Source organism: Kribbella alba (genome assembly GCF_039529635.1).
In the GTDB taxonomy this organism is placed as follows: Bacteria; Actinomycetota; Actinomycetes; order Propionibacteriales; family Kribbellaceae; genus Kribbella; species Kribbella alba.
Genome location: NZ_BAAANE010000004.1, coordinates 834,698 through 851,255 on the forward strand (window position 1 = coordinate 834,698; position 16,558 = coordinate 851,255).

Here is a 16,558-nt window from a genome sequence, read left to right on the forward strand (position 1 = left end):
GAGTCGGTGGGCCCAGCAGGTAGGACTCAGCGGGTGGGACTCAGTCGGCGAGCGGGCCGAAGGTGACGCCGAGTTTCGCGAGCTCGGCCTCGCCTCCGTCGAGCGCGGTCAGCACCCACGGGCCTTCCGGCGTCAGCGTGAACGTGTGCTCGGTGTGAGCGGCAGCCTTGCCGTCGTCGGTGACGACTGTCCAGTCGTCCTCGAGCGTGTGGTTCTCCTGCTTGCCCAGCGTGAGCATCGGCTCGACCGCAAGCGCCAGCCCCTCGACCAGCTTCGGTCCGCGGCCGGCCTTGCCGTAGTTCGGCACGTTCGGCGGCTGGTGCATCGCCGACCCGATCCCGTGCCCGACGAAGTCCTCGACGATCCCGTACGACGAGTTGGCGCGGACGTGCTTCTCCACGGCGGCGGAGATGTCGGTCAGCCGGCCACCGAGCCGGGCGGCGGCGAAACCGCGCCACATCGACTCCTCGCAGATCCGGGCCAGCTCGAGCAGCTCGGGAGCAACCTCACCGACGGCCACGGTGATCGCGGCGTCGCCGTGCCAGCCGTTCACGATAGCGCCGCAGTCGATCGAGATCAGGTCACCGTCGGCCAGTACCCGGTCACCGGGGATGCCGTGCACGATCTCGTCGTTCACCGAGGCGCAGATCGAGCCGGTGAAGCCGTGGTAGCCCTTGAAGGAGGGGATCGCGCCGGAGGAGCGGATGTGGTCCTCGGCGATCGCGTCCAGTTCGCCGGTGGTGATGCCGGCCTTCACCTCGCCGCGGAGCAGCCCCAGCGTGCGGCCGACGACCAGGCCGGCCGCACGCATGGCGAGGAGCTGTTCGCGGGTCTTGATCTCGATCCCGCGTTCTTTAAAGATCACAGCAGATCACTTCAGTCGAGTGTCTTGAGTGCGGTGAGCACCCGCTCGCTGACCTCGTCGATCTCACCGACGCCGTCCACCTCGACCAGCTGGCCGCGCTGCGCGTAGACCCGCAGCAACGGCTTGGTCTCGGCGGTGTAGACCTCCTGGCGGTGCCGGATGACCTCTTCGGAGTCGTCGCTGCGGCCGTCCACCTTGGCCCGGCGCAGCATCCGGTCGACCAGCACCTCGATGTCGGCCACCAACGCCACCACCGCGTCCAGCTTGTGTCCGTGCTCGGCGAGGATGTCGTCCAGCGTGCCGACCTGGGCCAGCGTCCGGGGATAGCCGTCGAGCAGGAAACCCTCGCCCGCGTCCGCCTCGGAGAGCCGGTCGCGGACCATCGCGTTGGTGACCTCGTCGGGGACGTAGTCACCTGCGTCCATGTACCGCTTCGCTTCGAGTCCGAGCGCCGTCTCGTCCTTGACGTTCGCGCGGAAGATGTCGCCGGTGGACACAGCGGGGATGCCGAGACGGTCCGCAAGCACCTTTGCCTGCGTTCCCTTGCCCGCCCCGGGGGGACCCATCAGCAACATTCTCATCAGCGTAGGAACCCTTCGTAGTTACGCTGCTGCAGCTGACTCTCGATCTGCTTCACCGTGTCCAGTCCGACGCCGACCATGATCAGGATCGACGTTCCACCGAACGGGAAGTTCTGGCTGGCGTTCAAGAGCACCAGGGCGACCAACGGGATCATCGAGATCACCGCGAGGTAGATCGCCCCCGGCAGCGTGATGCGGGACAGGACGTAGGAGAGGTACTCCTCGGTCGGCCTTCCCGCCCGGATCCCGGGGATGAAGCCGCCGTACTTCTTCATGTTGTCTGCAACTTCCTTCGGATTGAAGGTAATCGAGACGTAGAAGTACGTGAAGAAGATGATGAGGGCGACATACGTCACCATGTAGATCGGGTGGTCACCCTTCACCAGATTTCCCTGGATCCACTGCGCCCAGCCTTCGTTTTGCCGGAATTGGCTGACCAGGACCGGAAGATAGAGCAGGCTCGAGGCGAAGATGACCGGAATCACACCGGCCTGGTTCACCTTCAGCGGGATGTAGGTGGAGGTGCCGCCGAACATCTTCCGGCCGACCATGCGCTTGGCGTACTGGACCGGGATCCGGCGCTGCGCCTGCTCGATGAAGATGACCGCGGCCATGATCACCAGGCCGATGGCGAGCACGACGATGAAGGTGCCGATGCCCTTCTGCTTGCGGATGCTCCACAGCTGGGTCGGGAAGGTGGCGACGATCTGGGTGAAGATCAGGATCGACATGCCGTTGCCGACACCACGGTCGGTGATCAGCTCGCCGAGCCACATCACCACGCCGGTGCCCGCGGTCATGGTCAGCACCATGACGACGACCGGGAACCACTTGTCACTGTGCAGCAGCGGCTCGTTGCAGCCCTGGAACAGCCGGCCGGGGGTCCGGGCGAGCGCGACGAACGCGGTCGCCTGCAGGATCGCCAGACCGACGGTCAGGAACCGGGTGTACTGGGTGATCTTGGTCTGCCCCGCCTGGCCCTCCTTCTTCAGCGACTCCAGCCGCGGGATCACCACGGTGAGCAGCTGCAGAATGATGCTGGCGGTGATGTACGGCATGATGCCGAGCGCGAAGATCGCGAGCTGCAGCAGTGCCCCACCGGAGAACAGGTTGATCAGGTTGTACAGATTCGCGTTCTGACCTGTCGTGGCCTGTTTGAGGCAGGTGTTCAGCGACTGGACGTTGACGCCAGGAGCCGGAACGACCGATCCGATCCGGAAGATCACGACGATGAAGAGCACGAACAAGATCTTCCGGCGCAGGTCCGGAGTCTTGAACGCGTTGGCAAAGGCGCCTAACACCCTGTCCTCCCACAATTTTCCCTTGCCCGGTCAGGGCAGGGGCCTAGCAAAGCAGCTGGGCAAGAGACGAACCAGGGCTCGTCCGAACTCCAGCGCACAATATCAAGCGCCGGCTCGCACGAGCCCTGGTACTCACACCTCGGTGGTGGATCCTCCGGCCGCCGCGATCTTCTCCTTGGCGGACTTGGAGAACTTGTGCACCGAAACCTGCAGAGCAACCGTGAGCTCGCCGTCGCCCAGCACCTTCACCGGGAGACTGTCACGGACAGCACCCTTGGCGACCAGGTCGGCGACGCCGACCTCGCCCCCGTCGGGGAACAGCTGTCCGAGCTTGTCCAGGTTAACGACCTGGAACTCCACTCGGTTCCTGCTCTTGAAGCCCTTCAGCTTCGGCAGCCGCATGTGCAGCGGCATCTGGCCACCCTCGAAGTTCTCGGGGATGTTGTTACGGGCCTTGCTGCCCTTCGTACCGCGACCGGCGGTCTTGCCCTTGCTGCCTTCACCGCGACCCACGCGGGTCTTGGCGGTCTTGGCGCCGGGTGCCGGGCGCAGGTGGTGAACCTTGAGCGCCATGTCAGTCAACCTCTTCGACGGTGATGAGGTGGCGAACCGCACGGACCATGCCACGGATCTCCGGACGGTCGTCGTGAACGGCGACGTCGCCGATCCGCTTCACGCCCAGCGTGCGCAGGGTGTCGCGCTGGTTCTGCTTGCCACCGATGCCGGAACGGGTCTGGGTCACCTTCAGGCGTGCCATCAGGAAGCCACCTCCGCCCGCGCCTTCAGCAGTGCCGCCGGGGCGACGTGCTCGACCGGCAGACCACGGCGCGCGGCCACGGCCTCCGGAGTCTCCAGGGCCTGCAGCGCGGCCACCGTGGCGTGAACCACGTTGATCGCGTTGGAGGAACCCAGCGACTTGCTGAGGATGTCGTGGATCCCCGCGCACTCCAGTACGGCGCGCGCCGAGCCACCCGCGATCACACCGGTACCGGGAGCGGCCGGACGCAGCATCACAACGCCTGCGGCCTTCTCGCCCTGGACCGGGTGCGGGATGGTCCCCTGGATCCTCGGCACCTTGAAGAATGCCTTCTTGGCCTCCTCGACACCCTTGGCGATCGCCGCGGGCACCTCCTTGGCCTTGCCGTAACCCACACCGACGGTGCCGTCACCGTCGCCGACGACCACGAGGGCGGTGAAGCTGAAGCGACGACCACCCTTCACGACCTTGGCGACACGGTTGATGGCTACCACGCGCTCGATGTAGGCGGTCTTGTCAGCTGCCGCACCACGACCACCGTCGCGGTTACGGCGCTCACCACCGGCGCCGCCTCCGCGACGCTGCTGGCCTCCGCTCATTTCGAACTACCTTCTTCCTTTTGTGTCGCCATGTCAGAAGCCGAGGCCGCCCTCACGGGCGGCGTCGGCCAGTGCCGCGATGCGGCCGTGGTACTTGTTCCCGGCCCGGTCGAAGACGACCGAGTCGATGCCGGCTGCCTTGGCGCGGTCGGCGATCAGGCCGCCCACGGTCTTGGCCTTGTCGGTCTTGTTCGCCTCCGCGCCGCGCAGGTCGGCCTCCATGGTGGAAGCCGAGACCAGCGTGACACCGGCCACGTCGTCGATGACCTGAGCGAACAGGTGCTTCGACGACCTGGTGACCACCAGGCGCGGCCGGTCGGCCGTGCCGTTGATCTTCTTCCGGACGCGGATCTGGCGACGCAGCCGGGAAGAGGTCTTCTTGGCGGAGTGCTTGTTCGGACGCAATCCGATCGCCATGGTTACTTACCAGCCTTTCCGACCTTGCGGCGCACCTGCTCGCCCGCGTACCGCACACCCTTGCCCTTGTACGGCTCGGGCTTGCGCAGCTTGCGGATGTTCGCGGCGACCTCGCCGACCGACTGCTTGTCGATGCCCTGCACCGAGAACCTGGTCGGCGCCTCCACCACGAAGGTGATGCCGTCCGGCGCCTCCACCGTGATGGTGTGGCTGTAGCCGAGCGAGAATTCCAGCGTGGTCGGGCCCTTGGCCAGGACGCGGTAACCGACGCCGACGATCTCGAGCTTCTTCTCGTAGCCGTCCGTCACGCCGGTCACCAGGTTGGCGATCAGGGTGCGGGACAGTCCGTGCAGTTCCTTGCTCTTGCGCTGGTCGTCCGGACGCGTGACGGCGATGGTGCCGTCCTCGTCGCGTGCGACCACGATGGGCTCCGCAACACTGTGCGAGAGCTGACCCTTGGGGCCCTTCACGGTGACCGTCTGGCCGTCGATCGTGACGTCGACGCCGGACGGGACCGTGATCGGGAGCTTACCGATGCGAGACATGAAAAAGGTCCTCCTTCCGGTTCTTCGTCACCAGACGTAGGCGAGGACTTCCCCGCCAACGCCCTTGTTCTTGGCCTGCCGGTCCGTGAGCAGCCCCTGCGACGTCGAGATGATCGCGACGCCGAGGCCACCGAGCACCTTGGGCAGGTTGGTCGACTTCGCGTACACCCGCAGACCGGGCTTGCTGATCCGCCGCACGCCGGCGATCGAACGCTCCCGGCTCGGACCGAACTTCAGGTCGACCACCAGGGTCTTCCCGACGGTGCCCTCCTTGGGCTCCTCGACCTTGTAGGACGAGATGTAGCCCTCCTGCTGGAGGATGTCGGCGATACCCTGCTTGATCTTGCTGTACGGCATCTGGGTCGACTCGTGATACGCCTGGTTGGCGTTGCGCAGACGTGTCAGCATGTCTGCGATCGGGTCGGTCATCGTCATGGCCTGGGGCCTCTTTCCCGCCGTGGTTTCGCCACTTGGCGACCTACGGTGACTAGATGGTGGTTGGAGAAAAGATCAGTGCTGGAGCAGCGAACGGTCACCAGCTGGACTTGGTGACGCCGGGCAGCTCGCCCCGGTGCGCCATCTCTCGCAGGCAGATCCGGCACAGGCCGAACTTGCGGAAGACGGCCTTGGGCCGGCCGCAGCGCTGGCAACGGGTGTAACCGCGCACCGCGAACTTCGGCTTCCGGGCCTGCTTGACCTTGAGTGCTGTCTTCGCCACGTCAGTTCTCCTTGAACGGGAAGCCGAGCTGCCGCAGCAGCGCGCGCCCCTCGTCGTCGTTCTTGGCGGTGGTCACCACGGTGATGTCCATCCCGCGGACCCGGTCGATCCGGTCCTGGTTGATCTCGTGGAACATCACCTGCTCGGTCAGGCCGAAGGTGTAGTTCCCGTTGCCGTCGAACTGCTTCGGCGACAGGCCACGGAAGTCACGGATGCGGGGCAGCGCGAGCGCCAGCAGCCGGTCCAGGAACTCCCACATGCGGTCGCCGCGCAGCGTGACGTGCGCACCGATCGGCATGCCCTCGCGCAGCTTGAACTGCGCGATCGACTTGCGGGCCTTGGTCACCGACGGCTTCTGGCCGGTGATCGCCGCCAGGTCCTTGATCGCGCCGTCGATCAGCTTCGAGTCACGAGCCGCCTCGCCGACACCCATGTTCACCACGATCTTGGTGAGGCCGGGCACCTGCATGACGTTCTCGAACTGGAACTCGTCGCGCAGCTTGGCGACGATCTCCTCGCGGTACTTGGTCTTCAGCCGGGGCTGGACCGTGGTGGCCGAAGCCTCGGTCGCTGGTGCACTCATCAGATCTCCTCGCCGGTACGGCGCGAGATACGCACGCTGCGGTAACCGGTGTACGTCGAACCGTCGGGGCGCCGCTTCTGCACCTCGACGCGGTTGTAGCCGACCCGGGTGGTGACCTTCTGCTTCTTGCCATCCGCGTCGGTGATCTCGACGAGCAGCATCACGTTGGAGACGTGGATCGGGGCTTCCTGGGTGACGATGCCACCCGTGGTGCCGCCGCGCTGGGCCTGCTGCACCTTGGTGTGCTTCTTGACCCGGTTGACGCCTTCGACGATGACCTTCTCGACCTCGGGCAGGACCGAGATGATCTTGCCCTCGAGACCCTTGGACTTGCCGGTGATCACGCGCACGAGATCACCCTTCTTCACGTGCAGCTTGCGCTGCGATTGCGTTGCCGGCTTCTGTGCCGTCTTCTGGGCCATCTCAGAGCACCTCCGGAGCGAGCGAGATGATCTTCATGAAGCGCTTCTCGCGCAGCTCCCGGCCGACCGGCCCGAAGATACGGGTACCGCGCGGCTCACCGTCGGCCTTCAAGATCACGGCGGCGTTCTCGTCGAACCGGATGTAGGAGCCGTCCGGACGCCGGCGCTCCTTCACGGTACGGACGACAACGGCCTTGACGACGTCGCCCTTCTTGACGCCGCCGCCCGGGATCGCGTCCTTGACGGTGGCGACGATCGTGTCACCGACACCGGCGTAGCGCCGACCGGAGCCACCGAGCACGCGGATGCACAAGATCTCCTTGGCACCCGTGTTGTCGGCGACCTTCAGTCGCGACTCCTGCTGGATCATCTGTTGATCTCCTGGTTGTCTCGCTGGTTCTCACTCGCGTGAGCCTTGCGGAACGAATGATTTCGATTGGGTACAGCCGGGCGTTGCTGCGTCCTCGAGGGACTACTACTTCGCCTTCTCGAGGATCTCCACGATGCGCCAACGCTTGGTGGCCGACAGCGGCCGGGTCTCCATCAGGAGGACACGGTCGCCGATGCCGGCGGCGTTCTGCTCGTCGTGCGCCTTGAGCTTGCTGGTGCGGCGGATGACCTTGCCGTACAGCTTGTGCTTGACCCGGTCCTCGACCTCGACGGTGACGGTCTTGTCCATCTTGTCGCTCAGCACCAGACCCTCACGGGTCTTCCGGCTGCCTCGCTTGACGTCTGGGGTCGTGCTCACGGTGTCGTCCTTCGCTGCGTTCTCGGTCATGCCTTACTCCCGGCCTTCTCGCTGTCGTCCGCGGTCTCCTCGACCTCTGCCTCGGCGTCAGCCTCGGCCACAGGTGCGGAATCGACCTCGTCGGTGATGCCGAGCGCCCGCTCGGTCAGCACCGTGTAGATGCGGGCGATGTCCTTGCGGACGGCGCGCAGCCGGCCGTGGGACTCCAGCTGACCCGTAGCAGCCTGGAACCGGAGGTTGAACAGCTCCTCCTTGGCGTCACCGAGCTTCTCCAGAAGCTCGTCCTTTCCCAGGTTCCGCAGTTCGGCGGCGGTCAGGATGGCCATCAGTTCTCACCTGCCTCTCGGGTGATGAAGCGGCACTTCATCGGCAACTTGTGGATCGCGCGGCGCATGGCCTCGCGAGCAATGTCCTCCGGGATGCCCGACAGTTCGAACATCACCCGGCCGGCCTTGACGTTGGCGATCCACCACTCCGGCGAACCCTTGCCGGAACCCATCCGGGTCTCGGCCGGCTTCTTGGTCAGCGGGCGGTCCGGGTAGATGTTGATCCAGACCTTTCCGCCACGCTTGATGTGCCGGGTCATCGCGATACGAGCGGACTCGATCTGCCGGTTGGTGACGTAGTGGTTCTCCAGTGCCTGGATGCCGAACTCACCGAACGCCAGCGTCGTACCGCCCTTGGCAGCGCCGGAGCGCTTCGGGTGGTGCTGCTTGCGGTGCTTGACCTTGCGGGGGATGAGCACTGTTCAGCTCTCCGTTCCGGTCGTCTCAGCGGGCTTGTCGGCAGCCGGAGCAGCCGGGGCCTCAGTCTTCGGAGCCTCGTTGCGGGCGCCACCGTCACGACGGTCGTCACGACGACCGCCACGGTCGCCGCCGCGGCCACCACGGTCACCGCGGTCGCCACCGTCGCGGCGGGCCGGACGGCCACGCTGCTGGGTAGCGGCCCGGGCCGCTGCCTGCGCCTCGCGCTCGGCGCGGGTGCCGGCGACGTCGCCCTTGTAGATCCAGACCTTCACACCGATCCGGCCGAAGGTCGTACGTGCCTCGTAGAAGCCGTAGTCGATGTCCGCACGGAGCGTGTGCAGCGGCACCCGGCCCTCGCGGTAGAACTCAGACCGCGACATCTCAGCGCCACCGAGACGGCCAGAGCACTGGATCCGGATGCCCAGGGCGCCGCCACGCATGGTGGTCTGCATCGCCTTGCGCATCGCGCGGCGGAACGCCACGCGGCCGGACAGCTGCTCGGCCACACCCTGGGCGACGAGCTGGGCGTCGACCTCGGCGTTCTTGACCTCGAGGATGTTCAGCTGCACCTGCTTGCCGGTGAGCTCCTCCAGGCTGCCCCGGATCCGGTCCGCCTCGGCGCCGCGGCGACCGATCACGATGCCCGGACGGGCGGTGTGGATGTCGACCCGGACGCGGTCACGGGTGCGCTCGATCTCCACCCGGGAGATACCGGCGCGCTCCATGCCCTTGCTCAGCAGGCGGCGGATCTTGACGTCCTCGCCCACGTAGTCCTTGTAGAGCTTGTCGGCGTACCAACGGCTCTTGTGGTCGGTGCTGATGCCGAGTCGGAACCCGTGCGGGTTTACCTTCTGGCCCACTAGCGGGTCCTGCCCTTCTTCTCAGCGGCCTTCTTGCCGTCGGCCTTCTTGGCGGAAGTGTCAGCAGACTTCTTGCCGCCTGCGTTCTTCGCGGCCGGCTTGGCGGGCTCCTGCTCGACCTTCGGGCCCACGACCACGGTGATGTGGCTGGTCCGCTTGTCGATCCGGGTGGCCCGGCCCTGCGCACGCGGGCGGTGACGCTTCAGCGTCGGTCCCTCGTCCACGAAGGCCTGCACCACGATCAGGTCGGCCCGGCTCAGGTGCTCGGTGCCCTCGGCGTTCGCCGCGGCGCTGTCGACGACCTTGTACACGGTCGCGGCAGCGGCCTGCGGGGCGAACTTCAGAGTGGCGAGTGCGTCGTCGACGCCCAGGCCGCGCACCAGGTCGACCACGCGACGCGCCTTCATCGGCGTCACGCGGACGAAGCGCGCGACCGCGAAGGCCCCGGGCTCCTCGCCCAGCAGGCTCTCGCGACGGGCGCTGACGGCCCTACGCTCCATTACGCTCATGATGTTCGAATCTCCGTCTTGTACATGGCCGGTTGCTTTCCGCTGGTCTTCATGTCAGCGGCGCCGTGCCTTGCGGTCGTCCTTCTCGTGGCCCTTGAACGTCCGGGTCGGGGCGAACTCGCCGAGCTTGTGCCCGACCATCGCGTCCGTCACGAACACCGGCACGTGCTTGCGACCGTCGTGCACCGCGAGCGTGTGGCCGATCATGTCCGGCACGATCATCGATCGGCGGGACCAGGTCTTGATGACGTTCTTGGTGCCCTTCTCGTTCTGCACCTCCACCTTCTTCATCAGGTGGTGGTCGACGAACGGGCCCTTCTTGAGGCTGCGTGGCATCTCTGTCCGGCTCCCTATCAGCGCTTCTTGCCGGCCTTGCGGCGCCGGACGATCATGCGGTCGCTTTCCTTGCTGGTGCGGGTGCGGCCCTCAGGCTTGCCCCACGGGGACACCGGGTGACGTCCACCCGAGGTCTTGCCCTCACCACCACCGTGCGGGTGGTCGACCGGGTTCATCGCGACACCACGGACGGTCGGGCGCTTGCCCTTCCAGCGCATCCGGCCGGCCTTGCCCCAGTTGATGTTCGACTGCTCGCCGTTGCCCACCTCACCGAGGGTGGCGCGGCAGCGCACGTCGACCATCCGGACCTCGCCGGACGGCATCCGCAGGGTGGCCATCCGGCCCTCCTTGGCGACCAGCTGAACGCTGGCACCGGCGGAGCGGGCCATCTTGGCGCCACCGCCCGGGCGCAGCTCGACGGCGTGCACCGTGGAGCCGACCGGGATGTTGCGCAGCGGCAGGTTGTTGCCGACCTTGATGTCCGCGGCCGGGCCGTTCTCGACGATCGTGCCCTGCTTCAGGTTCGACGGGGCGAGGATGTAGCGCTTCTCCCCGTCGACGTAGTGCAGCAGCGCGATCCGCGCGGTGCGGTTCGGGTCGTACTCGATCTCGGCGACCTTGGCCGGCACGCCGTCCTTGTCGTACCGCTTGAAGTCGATCAGCCGGTACGCCCGCTTGTGACCGCCACCGTGGTGCCGGGTGGTGATCTTGCCGGAGTTGTTCCGGCCGCCCTTCTTGGGCAGCGGACGGAGCAGCGACTTCTCAGGGGTCGAACGGGTGAGCTCGACGAAGTCGGCCACGCTCGAGCCACGGCGGCCCGGCGTCGTCGGCTTGTATTTGCGGATACCCATTACGACTGGCCTCCGAAGATGTCGATGCGGTCGTCGCCGGCGAGGCTGACGATCGCTCGCTTGGTGTCAGGACGCTTGCCCCAGCCCGAACGGGTCCGGCGGCGCTTGCCCTTGCGGTTGATCGTGTTGACGTCCTTGACCCGGACAGAGAACACCTTCTCGACCGCGAGCTTGATCTCGGTCTTGTTGGCGTCCGGGGCGACCTCGAACGTGTACTTCTGCTCGTCCAGCAGGCCGTAGCTCTTCTCGCTCACGACCGGACGCAGCAGCACGTCCCGCGGGTCCTTGTTGACTCCGTGGCTCATGCTTCGACCTCCTCGTCGGCCTCAGTCGACGTTGCGACGGCCTTGACGGACTTGCCCTTCGGCGCACCGGCGACGAACGACTCCAGCGCGGCGCTGGTGAAGATCACAGCGTCGTTGCAGAGCACGTCGTACGCGTTCAGCTGGTCGGCCGCGAGCAGGTGCACGGTCGGCACGTTGCGCAGGCTCAGCCAGGTCTGGTCGTCGGCGCGAGCCACGACCACGAGCACCTTGACGTGCTCGGTGACCTCGGCCAGCACCTTCAGGGCCGCCTTGGTGGAGGGCGTGTCGCCCTCCACGAACGACTCGACCACGTGCACCCGGCCGTCGCGGGCCCGGTCGGACAACGCGCCGCGGAGCGCGGCGGCGATCATCTTCTTCGGGGTCCGCTGGCTGTAGTCGCGGGGGGTCGGGCCGTGGACTACGCCACCGCCGACGAACTGCGGTGCGCGGGTCGAACCCTGGCGGGCGCGGCCGGTGCCCTTCTGGCGGTACGGCTTGGCGCCACCACCGGAGACCTCACCGCGCGACTTCACCTTGTGGGTGCCCTGACGGGCCGCGGCCAGCTGGGCCACCACGACCTGGTGGATCAGCGGGATGTTGACCTGTACGTCGAACAGCTCGGCGGGGAGCTCCGCGGAACCCTTCTTGCTGACCTTGTCGCCCTTCACGACGACGACGTCAACGGTGCTCATTTGGTAGCTCCCTTCGCGGCGTTGCGGATCAGCACGAGGCCGCCCTTGGGACCGGGGACGGCGCCTCTGAGCAGGACCAGGCCGCGCTCGACGTCGATCGCGTGGACCGTGACGTTCTGCGTGGTGACCTTCTCGTTGCCCATCCGGCCGGCCATCCGCATGCCCTTGAAGACCCGGCCGGGGGTGGCGCAGCCGCCGATGGAGCCCGGCGAGCGGTGCTTCTTGTGCACACCGTGGGTGGCGCGCAGACCGTGGAAGCCGTGGCGCTTCATCACACCGGCGAAGCCCTTGCCCTTGCTGGTGGCGGACACGTCGACGATCTCGCCCGCGGCGAACGCCTCGGCCTTGATCTCCTGGCCGAGCGTGTACTCGCTGGCGTCAGCGGTGCGCAGCTCCAGCAGGTGCCGCCGCGGCGTCACCCCGGCCTTCTCGAAGTGGCCGCGCATCGGGCTGGTCACCTTGCGGGGGTCGATGTCGCCGAACGCGATCTGGACGCCGTCGTACCCGTGGCTGTCCGAGGTACGCACCTCGGTCACCACGCAGGGGCCGGCCTGGATCACGGTGACGGGGACGACTCTGTTGTTCTCGTCCCAGGTCTGGGTCATGCCGAGCTTGGTGCCCAGCAGACCGCGCGTGTTCTTGTGATTGCTCATTGGTTTCGCGTTTCCCTCAGAGCTTGATCTCGATGTCGACACCGGCCGGCAGGTCGAGACGCATCAGCGAGTCGACGGTCTTCGGCGTGGGGTCGATGATGTCGATGAGCCGCTTGTGGGTGCGCATCTCGAAGTGCTCGCGGCTGTCCTTGTACTTGTGCGGCGAGCGGATGACGCAGAACACGTTCTTTTCCGTCGGCAACGGCACCGGGCCAGCAACCTTCGCACCAGTACGCGTCACCGTGTCGACAATCTTGCGCGCCGAGCTGTCGATGACCTCGTGGTCGTAGGCCTTCAGCCGGATGCGGATCTTTTGTCCCGCCATCGCTTCGCTTCGTCCTTCTCTTCGTCTTCGTTGCGTTGCTCCGACCCCCGCGGTCGGGTGTGTCGCGGACGCGGCACGCGCGTCAGTACACAACCTTCGACCCTGGGATGGTGATCGGGGTTCGGTCTCGGACCGGAACCTCGGCATGGTCTCCGGTCCGGCGCACCTGCCAGACACACGTCTGCGGCGCACCCCGGCGGCCTAGCCTGAGCAACCTGAATATTGTGCCAGAGATCGGCATCGGAATGCCAATCGGGGGCCTCACGGTCGATCCGGCCCCGGTTCTGTGACGAATCAGGGCCGGACCGGCCGCAAAGCAGAGGTCCGCGGGGCTCAGGGAGCGAGCCCTCGCGGACCTCGTGGAATCACTTGAGGATCTTGGTGACCCGGCCGGCGCCGACGGTGCGGCCACCTTCACGGATCGCGAACTTCAGGCCCTCTTCCATGGCGATCGGCTGGATCAGCTCGACCGACATGTCGGTGTTGTCGCCCGGCATGACCATCTCGGTGCCCTCGGGCAGCGTGACGACGCCGGTGACGTCCGTGGTGCGGAAGTAGAACTGGGGCCGGTAGTTCTGGAAGAACGGCGTGTGACGGCCGCCCTCCTCCTTCGACAGGATGTAGACCGAGGCGTCGAAGTTGGTGTGCGGGGTCGTGGTGCCCGGCTTGATGACGACCATGCCGCGCTCGACGTCCTCGCGCTTGGTGCCACGAAGCAGCAGACCGACGTTCTCACCGGCCTGGCCCTCGTCCAGCAGCTTGCGGAACATCTCGATACCGGTGACCGTGGTGGTCTGCTTCTCCGGGCGGATGCCGATCAGGTCGACGGTCTCGTTGACCTTGACGACACCGCGCTCGATCCGGCCGGTGATGACCGTGCCGCGACCCGTGATGGTGAAGACGTCCTCCACCGGCATCAGGAACGGCTTGTCGATCTCGCGCTCCGGCTGCGGGATGTAGGAGTCGACGGCGTCCATCAGCTCGATGATCGACTCGCCCCACTTGGCGTCACCCTGCAGTGCCGGGTGCGCCGCGACCTTGATGACCGGCGCGTTGTCGCCGTCGAACTCCTGCTCGGAGAGCAGCTCGCGGACCTCGAGCTCGACGAGCTCCAGGATCTCCTCATCGTCGACCATGTCGCACTTGTTCAGCGCGACGACCATCGCCGGCACGCCGACCTGACGGGCGAGCAGCACGTGCTCACGCGTCTGCGGCATCGGGCCGTCGGTGGCGGCCACGACCAGGATCGCACCGTCCATCTGGGCCGCGCCGGTGATCATGTTCTTGATGTAGTCCGCGTGCCCCGGGCAGTCAACGTGGGCGTAGTGCCGGGCCTCGGTCTGGTACTCGACGTGCGCGATGGAGATGGTGATACCGCGCTGGCGCTCTTCCGGCGCCTTGTCGATCTGATCGAAGGCCGACGCCTCGTTGAGCGTCGGGTACTTGTCGTGCAGCACCTTGGTGATCGCCGCGGTAAGAGTGGTCTTACCGTGGTCGATGTGACCGATGGTGCCGATGTTGACGTGCGGCTTAGTCCGCTCGAACTTCGCCTTAGCCACTGGGGCCCTCCTGGAAAATGTTGACTACGCCGTACGACGCTGTGGGTTGGTTGGTCCGGGGCGAGAGATTACTCGCCGCGAGCCTTCTTGATGATCTCTTCCGCCACGTTCTTCGGAACCTCGGCGTAGGAATCGAACTGCATCGAGTACGACGCGCGACCCTGGGTCTTCGACCGCAGGTCACCGACATACCCGAACATCTCCGACAACGGCACCAGGGCCTTGACGACCCGGCTGCCACCGGGGCCTTCGTCCATCGACTGGATCTGGCCGCGGCGTGAGTTGAGGTCGCCGATCACTTCACCCATGTAGTCCTCGGGGGTGGTGACCTCGACCGAGAACATCGGCTCGAGGATGACCGGAGTCGCCCGGCGGGCGGCGTCCTTGAAGGCCATCGAACCGGCGATCTTGAAGGCGAGCTCGGACGAGTCGACGTCGTGGTACGCGCCGTCGCGCAGCGTCACCTTGACGTCCACCATCGGGTAGCCGGCGAGCACGCCGAACTCCATCGCCTCCTGAGCACCCTCGTCCACCGACGGGATGTACTCCCGGGGGATGCGGCCACCGGTGACGGCGTTGACGAACTCGTACCCGCCCTCACCACCGGTCTCGGCGCTGGTCGGCTCGATGTCGATGATCACACGCGCGAACTGACCCGAACCACCGGTCTGCTTCTTGTGCGTGTAGTCGACCTTCTCGACCTTCTTCTTGATGGTCTCGCGGTAGGCGACCTGGGGCTTGCCGACGTTGGCCTCGACGCGGAACTCGCGCTTCATCCGGTCGACCAGGATCTCCAGGTGGAGCTCACCCATACCGGCGATGATCGTCTGGCCTGTGTCCTCGTCGGTCCGGACCTGGAAGGTCGGATCCTCGTCGGCGAGCCGCTGGATCGCGACTCCCAGCTTCTCCTGGTCGGCCTTCGACTTCGGCTCGATCGCGACCGAGATCACCGGAGCGGGGAACTGCATCGACTCCAGCACGATCGGCTTGGCCGGGTCGCACAGGGTCTCACCGGTGGTGGTGTCCTTCAGGCCCATCACGGCCACGATGTGGCCGGCGCCGACCGACGCGATCTCCTCACGCTTGTTGGCGTGCATCCGGTAGATCTTGCCGATCCGCTCCTTGCGCCCCTTGGTGGGGTTCAGGACCTGGGTGCCGGTCTCGAGCTTGCCCGAGTAGACGCGCAGGAAGGTCAGCTTGCCCAGGTGCGGGTCGGCCGCGATCTTGTACGCCAGCGCGGAGAACGGCTCGGACTCGGCCGGCTTGCGGGTGACGACGACCTCGGGGTCCTTGACGTCGTGGCCCTCGATGTCGGGCACGTCGAGCGGGCTCGGCAGGAATTCGTTGATCGCGTCGAGCAGCGGCTGGACGCCCTTGTTCTTGAACGCCGTACCGGTCAGGACCGGGGTCAGCTTGCTGGCGATGGTCGCCCGTCGGATGCCCGCGACGATCTGCTCCTGGGTCGGGTCCTCGCCCTCCAGGTACATCTCCATGATCTCGTCGTCGGCCTCGGCCAGCGTCTCGATCAGCTTGTCGCGCCACTCGACGGCGGCCTCGGTGTGGGTGGCCGGGATCTCCTCGACGGTGTAGTCCTCACCCATCGTGGTCTCGCCACGCCAGGTCAGCGCGCGCATCCCGATCAGGTCGACCACGCCGATGAAGTCGGACTCGGCGCCGATCGGCAGCTGCAGCACCAGCGGCACCGCGGCCAGCCGGTCCACGATCATGTCGACGCAGCGCATGAACTCCGCGCCGGTCCGGTCCAGCTTGTTCACGAAGCAGATCCGCGGTACGCCGTACCGGTCCGCCTGGCGCCACACCGTCTCGGACTGGGGCTCCACACCGGCGACACCGTCGAACACCGCGACAGCACCGTCGAGGACGCGCAGCGAGCGCTCCACCTCGACGGTGAAGTCGACGTGGCCCGGGGTGTCGATGATGTTGATGGTGTGGTCTTTCCAGGTGCAGGTCGTCGCGGCGGACGTGATGGTGATGCCGCGCTCCTGCTCCTGCTCCATCCAGTCCATCGTGGCAGCGCCGTCGTGGACCTCACCGATCTTGTAAGTGATACCGGTGTAGAAGAGGATCCGCTCGGTCGTCGTCGTCTTGCCGGCGTCGATGTGGGCCATGATCCCGATGTTGCGGACCATCGCCAGGTCGGTGGTGATTTGTACGGCCACCTCGGT

Annotated in this window: 26 protein-coding genes; all 26 read right to left on the bottom strand. The window is 66.4% G+C overall.

Going from position 1 to position 16,558, the window contains the following annotated elements; genetic code table 11:
• Positions 1–40 precede the first annotated feature (40 nt).
• The 26 genes from map to fusA all read right to left on the bottom strand — a co-directional run bounded on the left by map (position 41) and on the right by fusA (position 16,552).
• A complete protein-coding gene (map, locus tag ABD210_RS10740; protein WP_344110904.1) occupies positions 41–865 on the bottom strand; it encodes a type I methionyl aminopeptidase in 825 nt (274 codons plus the stop codon).
• Positions 866–876: 11 nt separating this feature from the next.
• The gene (locus ABD210_RS10745) at positions 877–1,446 is read right to left on the bottom strand and encodes an adenylate kinase (protein ID WP_344110905.1); all 570 of its coding nucleotides are present in this window, start codon (positions 1,444–1,446) and stop codon (positions 877–879) included.
• Complete coding sequence (gene secY / locus ABD210_RS10750; RefSeq protein WP_344110906.1) at positions 1,446–2,747, bottom strand: preprotein translocase subunit SecY; 1,302 nt, start codon at positions 2,745–2,747, stop codon at positions 1,446–1,448. Before secY ends, ABD210_RS10745 begins: the two co-directional genes overlap by 1 nt.
• A gap of 132 nt (positions 2,748–2,879) precedes the next feature.
• Positions 2,880–3,320 carry a 50S ribosomal protein L15 gene (gene rplO, locus ABD210_RS10755; RefSeq protein WP_344110907.1) on the bottom strand — a complete coding sequence of 147 codons (441 nt, stop codon included), beginning with the start codon at positions 3,318–3,320 and terminating at the stop codon, positions 2,880–2,882.
• Between the two features lies 1 nt (position 3,321).
• The gene (rpmD, locus tag ABD210_RS10760; RefSeq protein WP_185448308.1) at positions 3,322–3,504 is read right to left on the bottom strand and encodes a 50S ribosomal protein L30; all 183 of its coding nucleotides are present in this window, start codon (positions 3,502–3,504) and stop codon (positions 3,322–3,324) included.
• Complete coding sequence (gene rpsE, locus ABD210_RS10765; RefSeq protein ID WP_344110910.1) at positions 3,504–4,103, bottom strand: 30S ribosomal protein S5; 600 nt, start codon at positions 4,101–4,103, stop codon at positions 3,504–3,506. The genes rpmD and rpsE overlap by 1 nt, the downstream gene beginning before the upstream one ends.
• 33 nt (positions 4,104–4,136) lie before the next feature.
• On the bottom strand, positions 4,137–4,520 hold the full coding sequence (rplR, locus tag ABD210_RS10770) for a 50S ribosomal protein L18 (protein ID WP_344110912.1): 384 nt from the start codon (positions 4,518–4,520) through the stop codon (positions 4,137–4,139).
• 2 nt (positions 4,521–4,522) lie between these two features.
• A complete protein-coding gene (gene rplF, locus ABD210_RS10775) occupies positions 4,523–5,065 on the bottom strand; it encodes a 50S ribosomal protein L6 (protein ID WP_344110913.1) in 543 nt (180 codons plus the stop codon).
• 27 nt (positions 5,066–5,092) lie between these two features.
• A complete protein-coding gene (gene rpsH, locus ABD210_RS10780; protein WP_020388096.1) occupies positions 5,093–5,500 on the bottom strand; it encodes a 30S ribosomal protein S8 in 408 nt (135 codons plus the stop codon).
• 97 nt (positions 5,501–5,597) lie between these two features.
• Positions 5,598–5,783 (bottom strand): type Z 30S ribosomal protein S14, encoded by a 186-nt coding sequence (locus ABD210_RS10785; RefSeq protein WP_012923674.1) that lies wholly within the window; start codon positions 5,781–5,783, stop codon positions 5,598–5,600.
• A 1-nt stretch (position 5,784) separates the two neighbouring features.
• Positions 5,785–6,366, bottom strand: a complete 582-nt coding sequence (gene rplE, locus ABD210_RS10790; protein WP_344110914.1) for a 50S ribosomal protein L5 — start codon at positions 6,364–6,366, stop codon at positions 5,785–5,787.
• Positions 6,366–6,788 carry a 50S ribosomal protein L24 gene (gene rplX / locus ABD210_RS10795; RefSeq protein WP_425552650.1) on the bottom strand — a complete coding sequence of 141 codons (423 nt, stop codon included), beginning with the start codon at positions 6,786–6,788 and terminating at the stop codon, positions 6,366–6,368. Before rplX ends, rplE begins: the two co-directional genes overlap by 1 nt.
• Before the next feature lies 1 nt (position 6,789).
• Positions 6,790–7,158 carry a 50S ribosomal protein L14 gene (gene rplN / locus ABD210_RS10800; protein ID WP_012923677.1) on the bottom strand — a complete coding sequence of 123 codons (369 nt, stop codon included), beginning with the start codon at positions 7,156–7,158 and terminating at the stop codon, positions 6,790–6,792.
• Positions 7,159–7,263: 105 nt separating this feature from the next.
• Positions 7,264–7,566, bottom strand: a complete 303-nt coding sequence (gene rpsQ, locus ABD210_RS10805; RefSeq protein ID WP_344110915.1) for a 30S ribosomal protein S17 — start codon at positions 7,564–7,566, stop codon at positions 7,264–7,266.
• On the bottom strand, positions 7,563–7,862 hold the full coding sequence (gene rpmC, locus ABD210_RS10810) for a 50S ribosomal protein L29 (RefSeq protein ID WP_344110916.1): 300 nt from the start codon (positions 7,860–7,862) through the stop codon (positions 7,563–7,565). The genes rpsQ and rpmC overlap by 4 nt, the downstream gene beginning before the upstream one ends.
• Positions 7,862–8,281 (bottom strand): 50S ribosomal protein L16, encoded by a 420-nt coding sequence (gene rplP, locus ABD210_RS10815; protein ID WP_344110917.1) that lies wholly within the window; start codon positions 8,279–8,281, stop codon positions 7,862–7,864. The genes rpmC and rplP overlap by 1 nt, the downstream gene beginning before the upstream one ends.
• A gap of 3 nt (positions 8,282–8,284) precedes the next feature.
• Complete coding sequence (gene rpsC, locus ABD210_RS10820; protein WP_344110918.1) at positions 8,285–9,142, bottom strand: 30S ribosomal protein S3; 858 nt, start codon at positions 9,140–9,142, stop codon at positions 8,285–8,287.
• On the bottom strand, positions 9,142–9,642 hold the full coding sequence (gene rplV / locus ABD210_RS10825) for a 50S ribosomal protein L22 (protein WP_344110919.1): 501 nt from the start codon (positions 9,640–9,642) through the stop codon (positions 9,142–9,144). The genes rpsC and rplV overlap by 1 nt, the downstream gene beginning before the upstream one ends.
• A 63-nt stretch (positions 9,643–9,705) precedes the next feature.
• Entirely contained in the window at positions 9,706–9,987 is a 282-nt protein-coding gene (gene rpsS, locus ABD210_RS10830) for a 30S ribosomal protein S19 (RefSeq protein ID WP_012923683.1), read from the bottom strand.
• Between the two features lie 17 nt (positions 9,988–10,004).
• Entirely contained in the window at positions 10,005–10,838 is an 834-nt protein-coding gene (rplB, locus tag ABD210_RS10835; RefSeq protein WP_344110920.1) for a 50S ribosomal protein L2, read from the bottom strand.
• Positions 10,838–11,143 carry a 50S ribosomal protein L23 gene (gene rplW / locus ABD210_RS10840; RefSeq protein ID WP_344110921.1) on the bottom strand — a complete coding sequence of 102 codons (306 nt, stop codon included), beginning with the start codon at positions 11,141–11,143 and terminating at the stop codon, positions 10,838–10,840. Before rplW ends, rplB begins: the two co-directional genes overlap by 1 nt.
• Positions 11,140–11,835 (bottom strand): 50S ribosomal protein L4, encoded by a 696-nt coding sequence (gene rplD / locus ABD210_RS10845; RefSeq protein ID WP_344110922.1) that lies wholly within the window; start codon positions 11,833–11,835, stop codon positions 11,140–11,142. The genes rplW and rplD overlap by 4 nt, the downstream gene beginning before the upstream one ends.
• Complete coding sequence (gene rplC, locus ABD210_RS10850) at positions 11,832–12,488, bottom strand: 50S ribosomal protein L3 (protein WP_344110924.1); 657 nt, start codon at positions 12,486–12,488, stop codon at positions 11,832–11,834. Before rplC ends, rplD begins: the two co-directional genes overlap by 4 nt.
• Positions 12,489–12,504: 16 nt before the next feature.
• A complete protein-coding gene (gene rpsJ / locus ABD210_RS10855) occupies positions 12,505–12,813 on the bottom strand; it encodes a 30S ribosomal protein S10 (protein WP_012923688.1) in 309 nt (102 codons plus the stop codon).
• 365 nt (positions 12,814–13,178) lie between these two features.
• Entirely contained in the window at positions 13,179–14,372 is a 1,194-nt protein-coding gene (gene tuf, locus ABD210_RS10860) for an elongation factor Tu (protein WP_344110925.1), read from the bottom strand.
• Positions 14,373–14,440: 68 nt separating this feature from the next.
• Positions 14,441–16,552: an elongation factor G gene (gene fusA / locus ABD210_RS10865; protein ID WP_344110926.1), complete on the bottom strand. Its 2,112-nt coding sequence runs from the start codon at positions 16,550–16,552 to the stop codon at positions 14,441–14,443.
• Positions 16,553–16,558 lie beyond the last annotated feature (6 nt).

Bases quoted from the DNA above. Each gene is read 5' to 3' on its own strand.
- ABD210_RS10745 (WP_344110905.1), bottom strand. From the start codon at position 1,446: ATGAGAATGTTGCTGATGGGTCCCCCCGGGGCGGGCAAGGGAACGCAG.
- rplO (WP_344110907.1), bottom strand. From the start codon at position 3,320: ATGGCGCTCAAGGTTCACCACCTGCGCCCGGCACCCGGCGCCAAGACC.
- rpmD (WP_185448308.1), bottom strand. From the start codon at position 3,504: ATGGCACGCCTGAAGGTGACCCAGACCCGTTCCGGCATCGGTGGCAAG.
- rpsE (WP_344110910.1), bottom strand. From the start codon at position 4,103: ATGAGCGGAGGCCAGCAGCGTCGCGGAGGCGGCGCCGGTGGTGAGCGC.
- rplR (WP_344110912.1), bottom strand. From the start codon at position 4,520: ATGGCGATCGGATTGCGTCCGAACAAGCACTCCGCCAAGAAGACCTCT.
- rplF (WP_344110913.1), bottom strand. From the start codon at position 5,065: ATGTCTCGCATCGGTAAGCTCCCGATCACGGTCCCGTCCGGCGTCGAC.
- rpsH (WP_020388096.1), bottom strand. From the start codon at position 5,500: ATGACGATGACCGACCCGATCGCAGACATGCTGACACGTCTGCGCAAC.
- rplE (WP_344110914.1), bottom strand. From the start codon at position 6,366: ATGAGTGCACCAGCGACCGAGGCTTCGGCCACCACGGTCCAGCCCCGG.
- rplX (WP_425552650.1), bottom strand. From the start codon at position 6,788: ATGGCCCAGAAGACGGCACAGAAGCCGGCAACGCAATCGCAGCGCAAG.
- rplN (WP_012923677.1), bottom strand. From the start codon at position 7,158: ATGATCCAGCAGGAGTCGCGACTGAAGGTCGCCGACAACACGGGTGCC.
- rpsQ (WP_344110915.1), bottom strand. From the start codon at position 7,566: ATGACCGAGAACGCAGCGAAGGACGACACCGTGAGCACGACCCCAGAC.
- rpmC (WP_344110916.1), bottom strand. From the start codon at position 7,862: ATGGCCATCCTGACCGCCGCCGAACTGCGGAACCTGGGAAAGGACGAG.
- rplV (WP_344110919.1), bottom strand. From the start codon at position 9,642: ATGGAGCGTAGGGCCGTCAGCGCCCGTCGCGAGAGCCTGCTGGGCGAG.
- rpsS (WP_012923683.1), bottom strand. From the start codon at position 9,987: ATGCCACGCAGCCTCAAGAAGGGCCCGTTCGTCGACCACCACCTGATG.
- rplB (WP_344110920.1), bottom strand. From the start codon at position 10,838: ATGGGTATCCGCAAATACAAGCCGACGACGCCGGGCCGCCGTGGCTCG.
- rplW (WP_344110921.1), bottom strand. From the start codon at position 11,143: ATGAGCCACGGAGTCAACAAGGACCCGCGGGACGTGCTGCTGCGTCCG.
- rplD (WP_344110922.1), bottom strand. From the start codon at position 11,835: ATGAGCACCGTTGACGTCGTCGTCGTGAAGGGCGACAAGGTCAGCAAG.
- rplC (WP_344110924.1), bottom strand. From the start codon at position 12,488: ATGAGCAATCACAAGAACACGCGCGGTCTGCTGGGCACCAAGCTCGGC.
- rpsJ (WP_012923688.1), bottom strand. From the start codon at position 12,813: ATGGCGGGACAAAAGATCCGCATCCGGCTGAAGGCCTACGACCACGAG.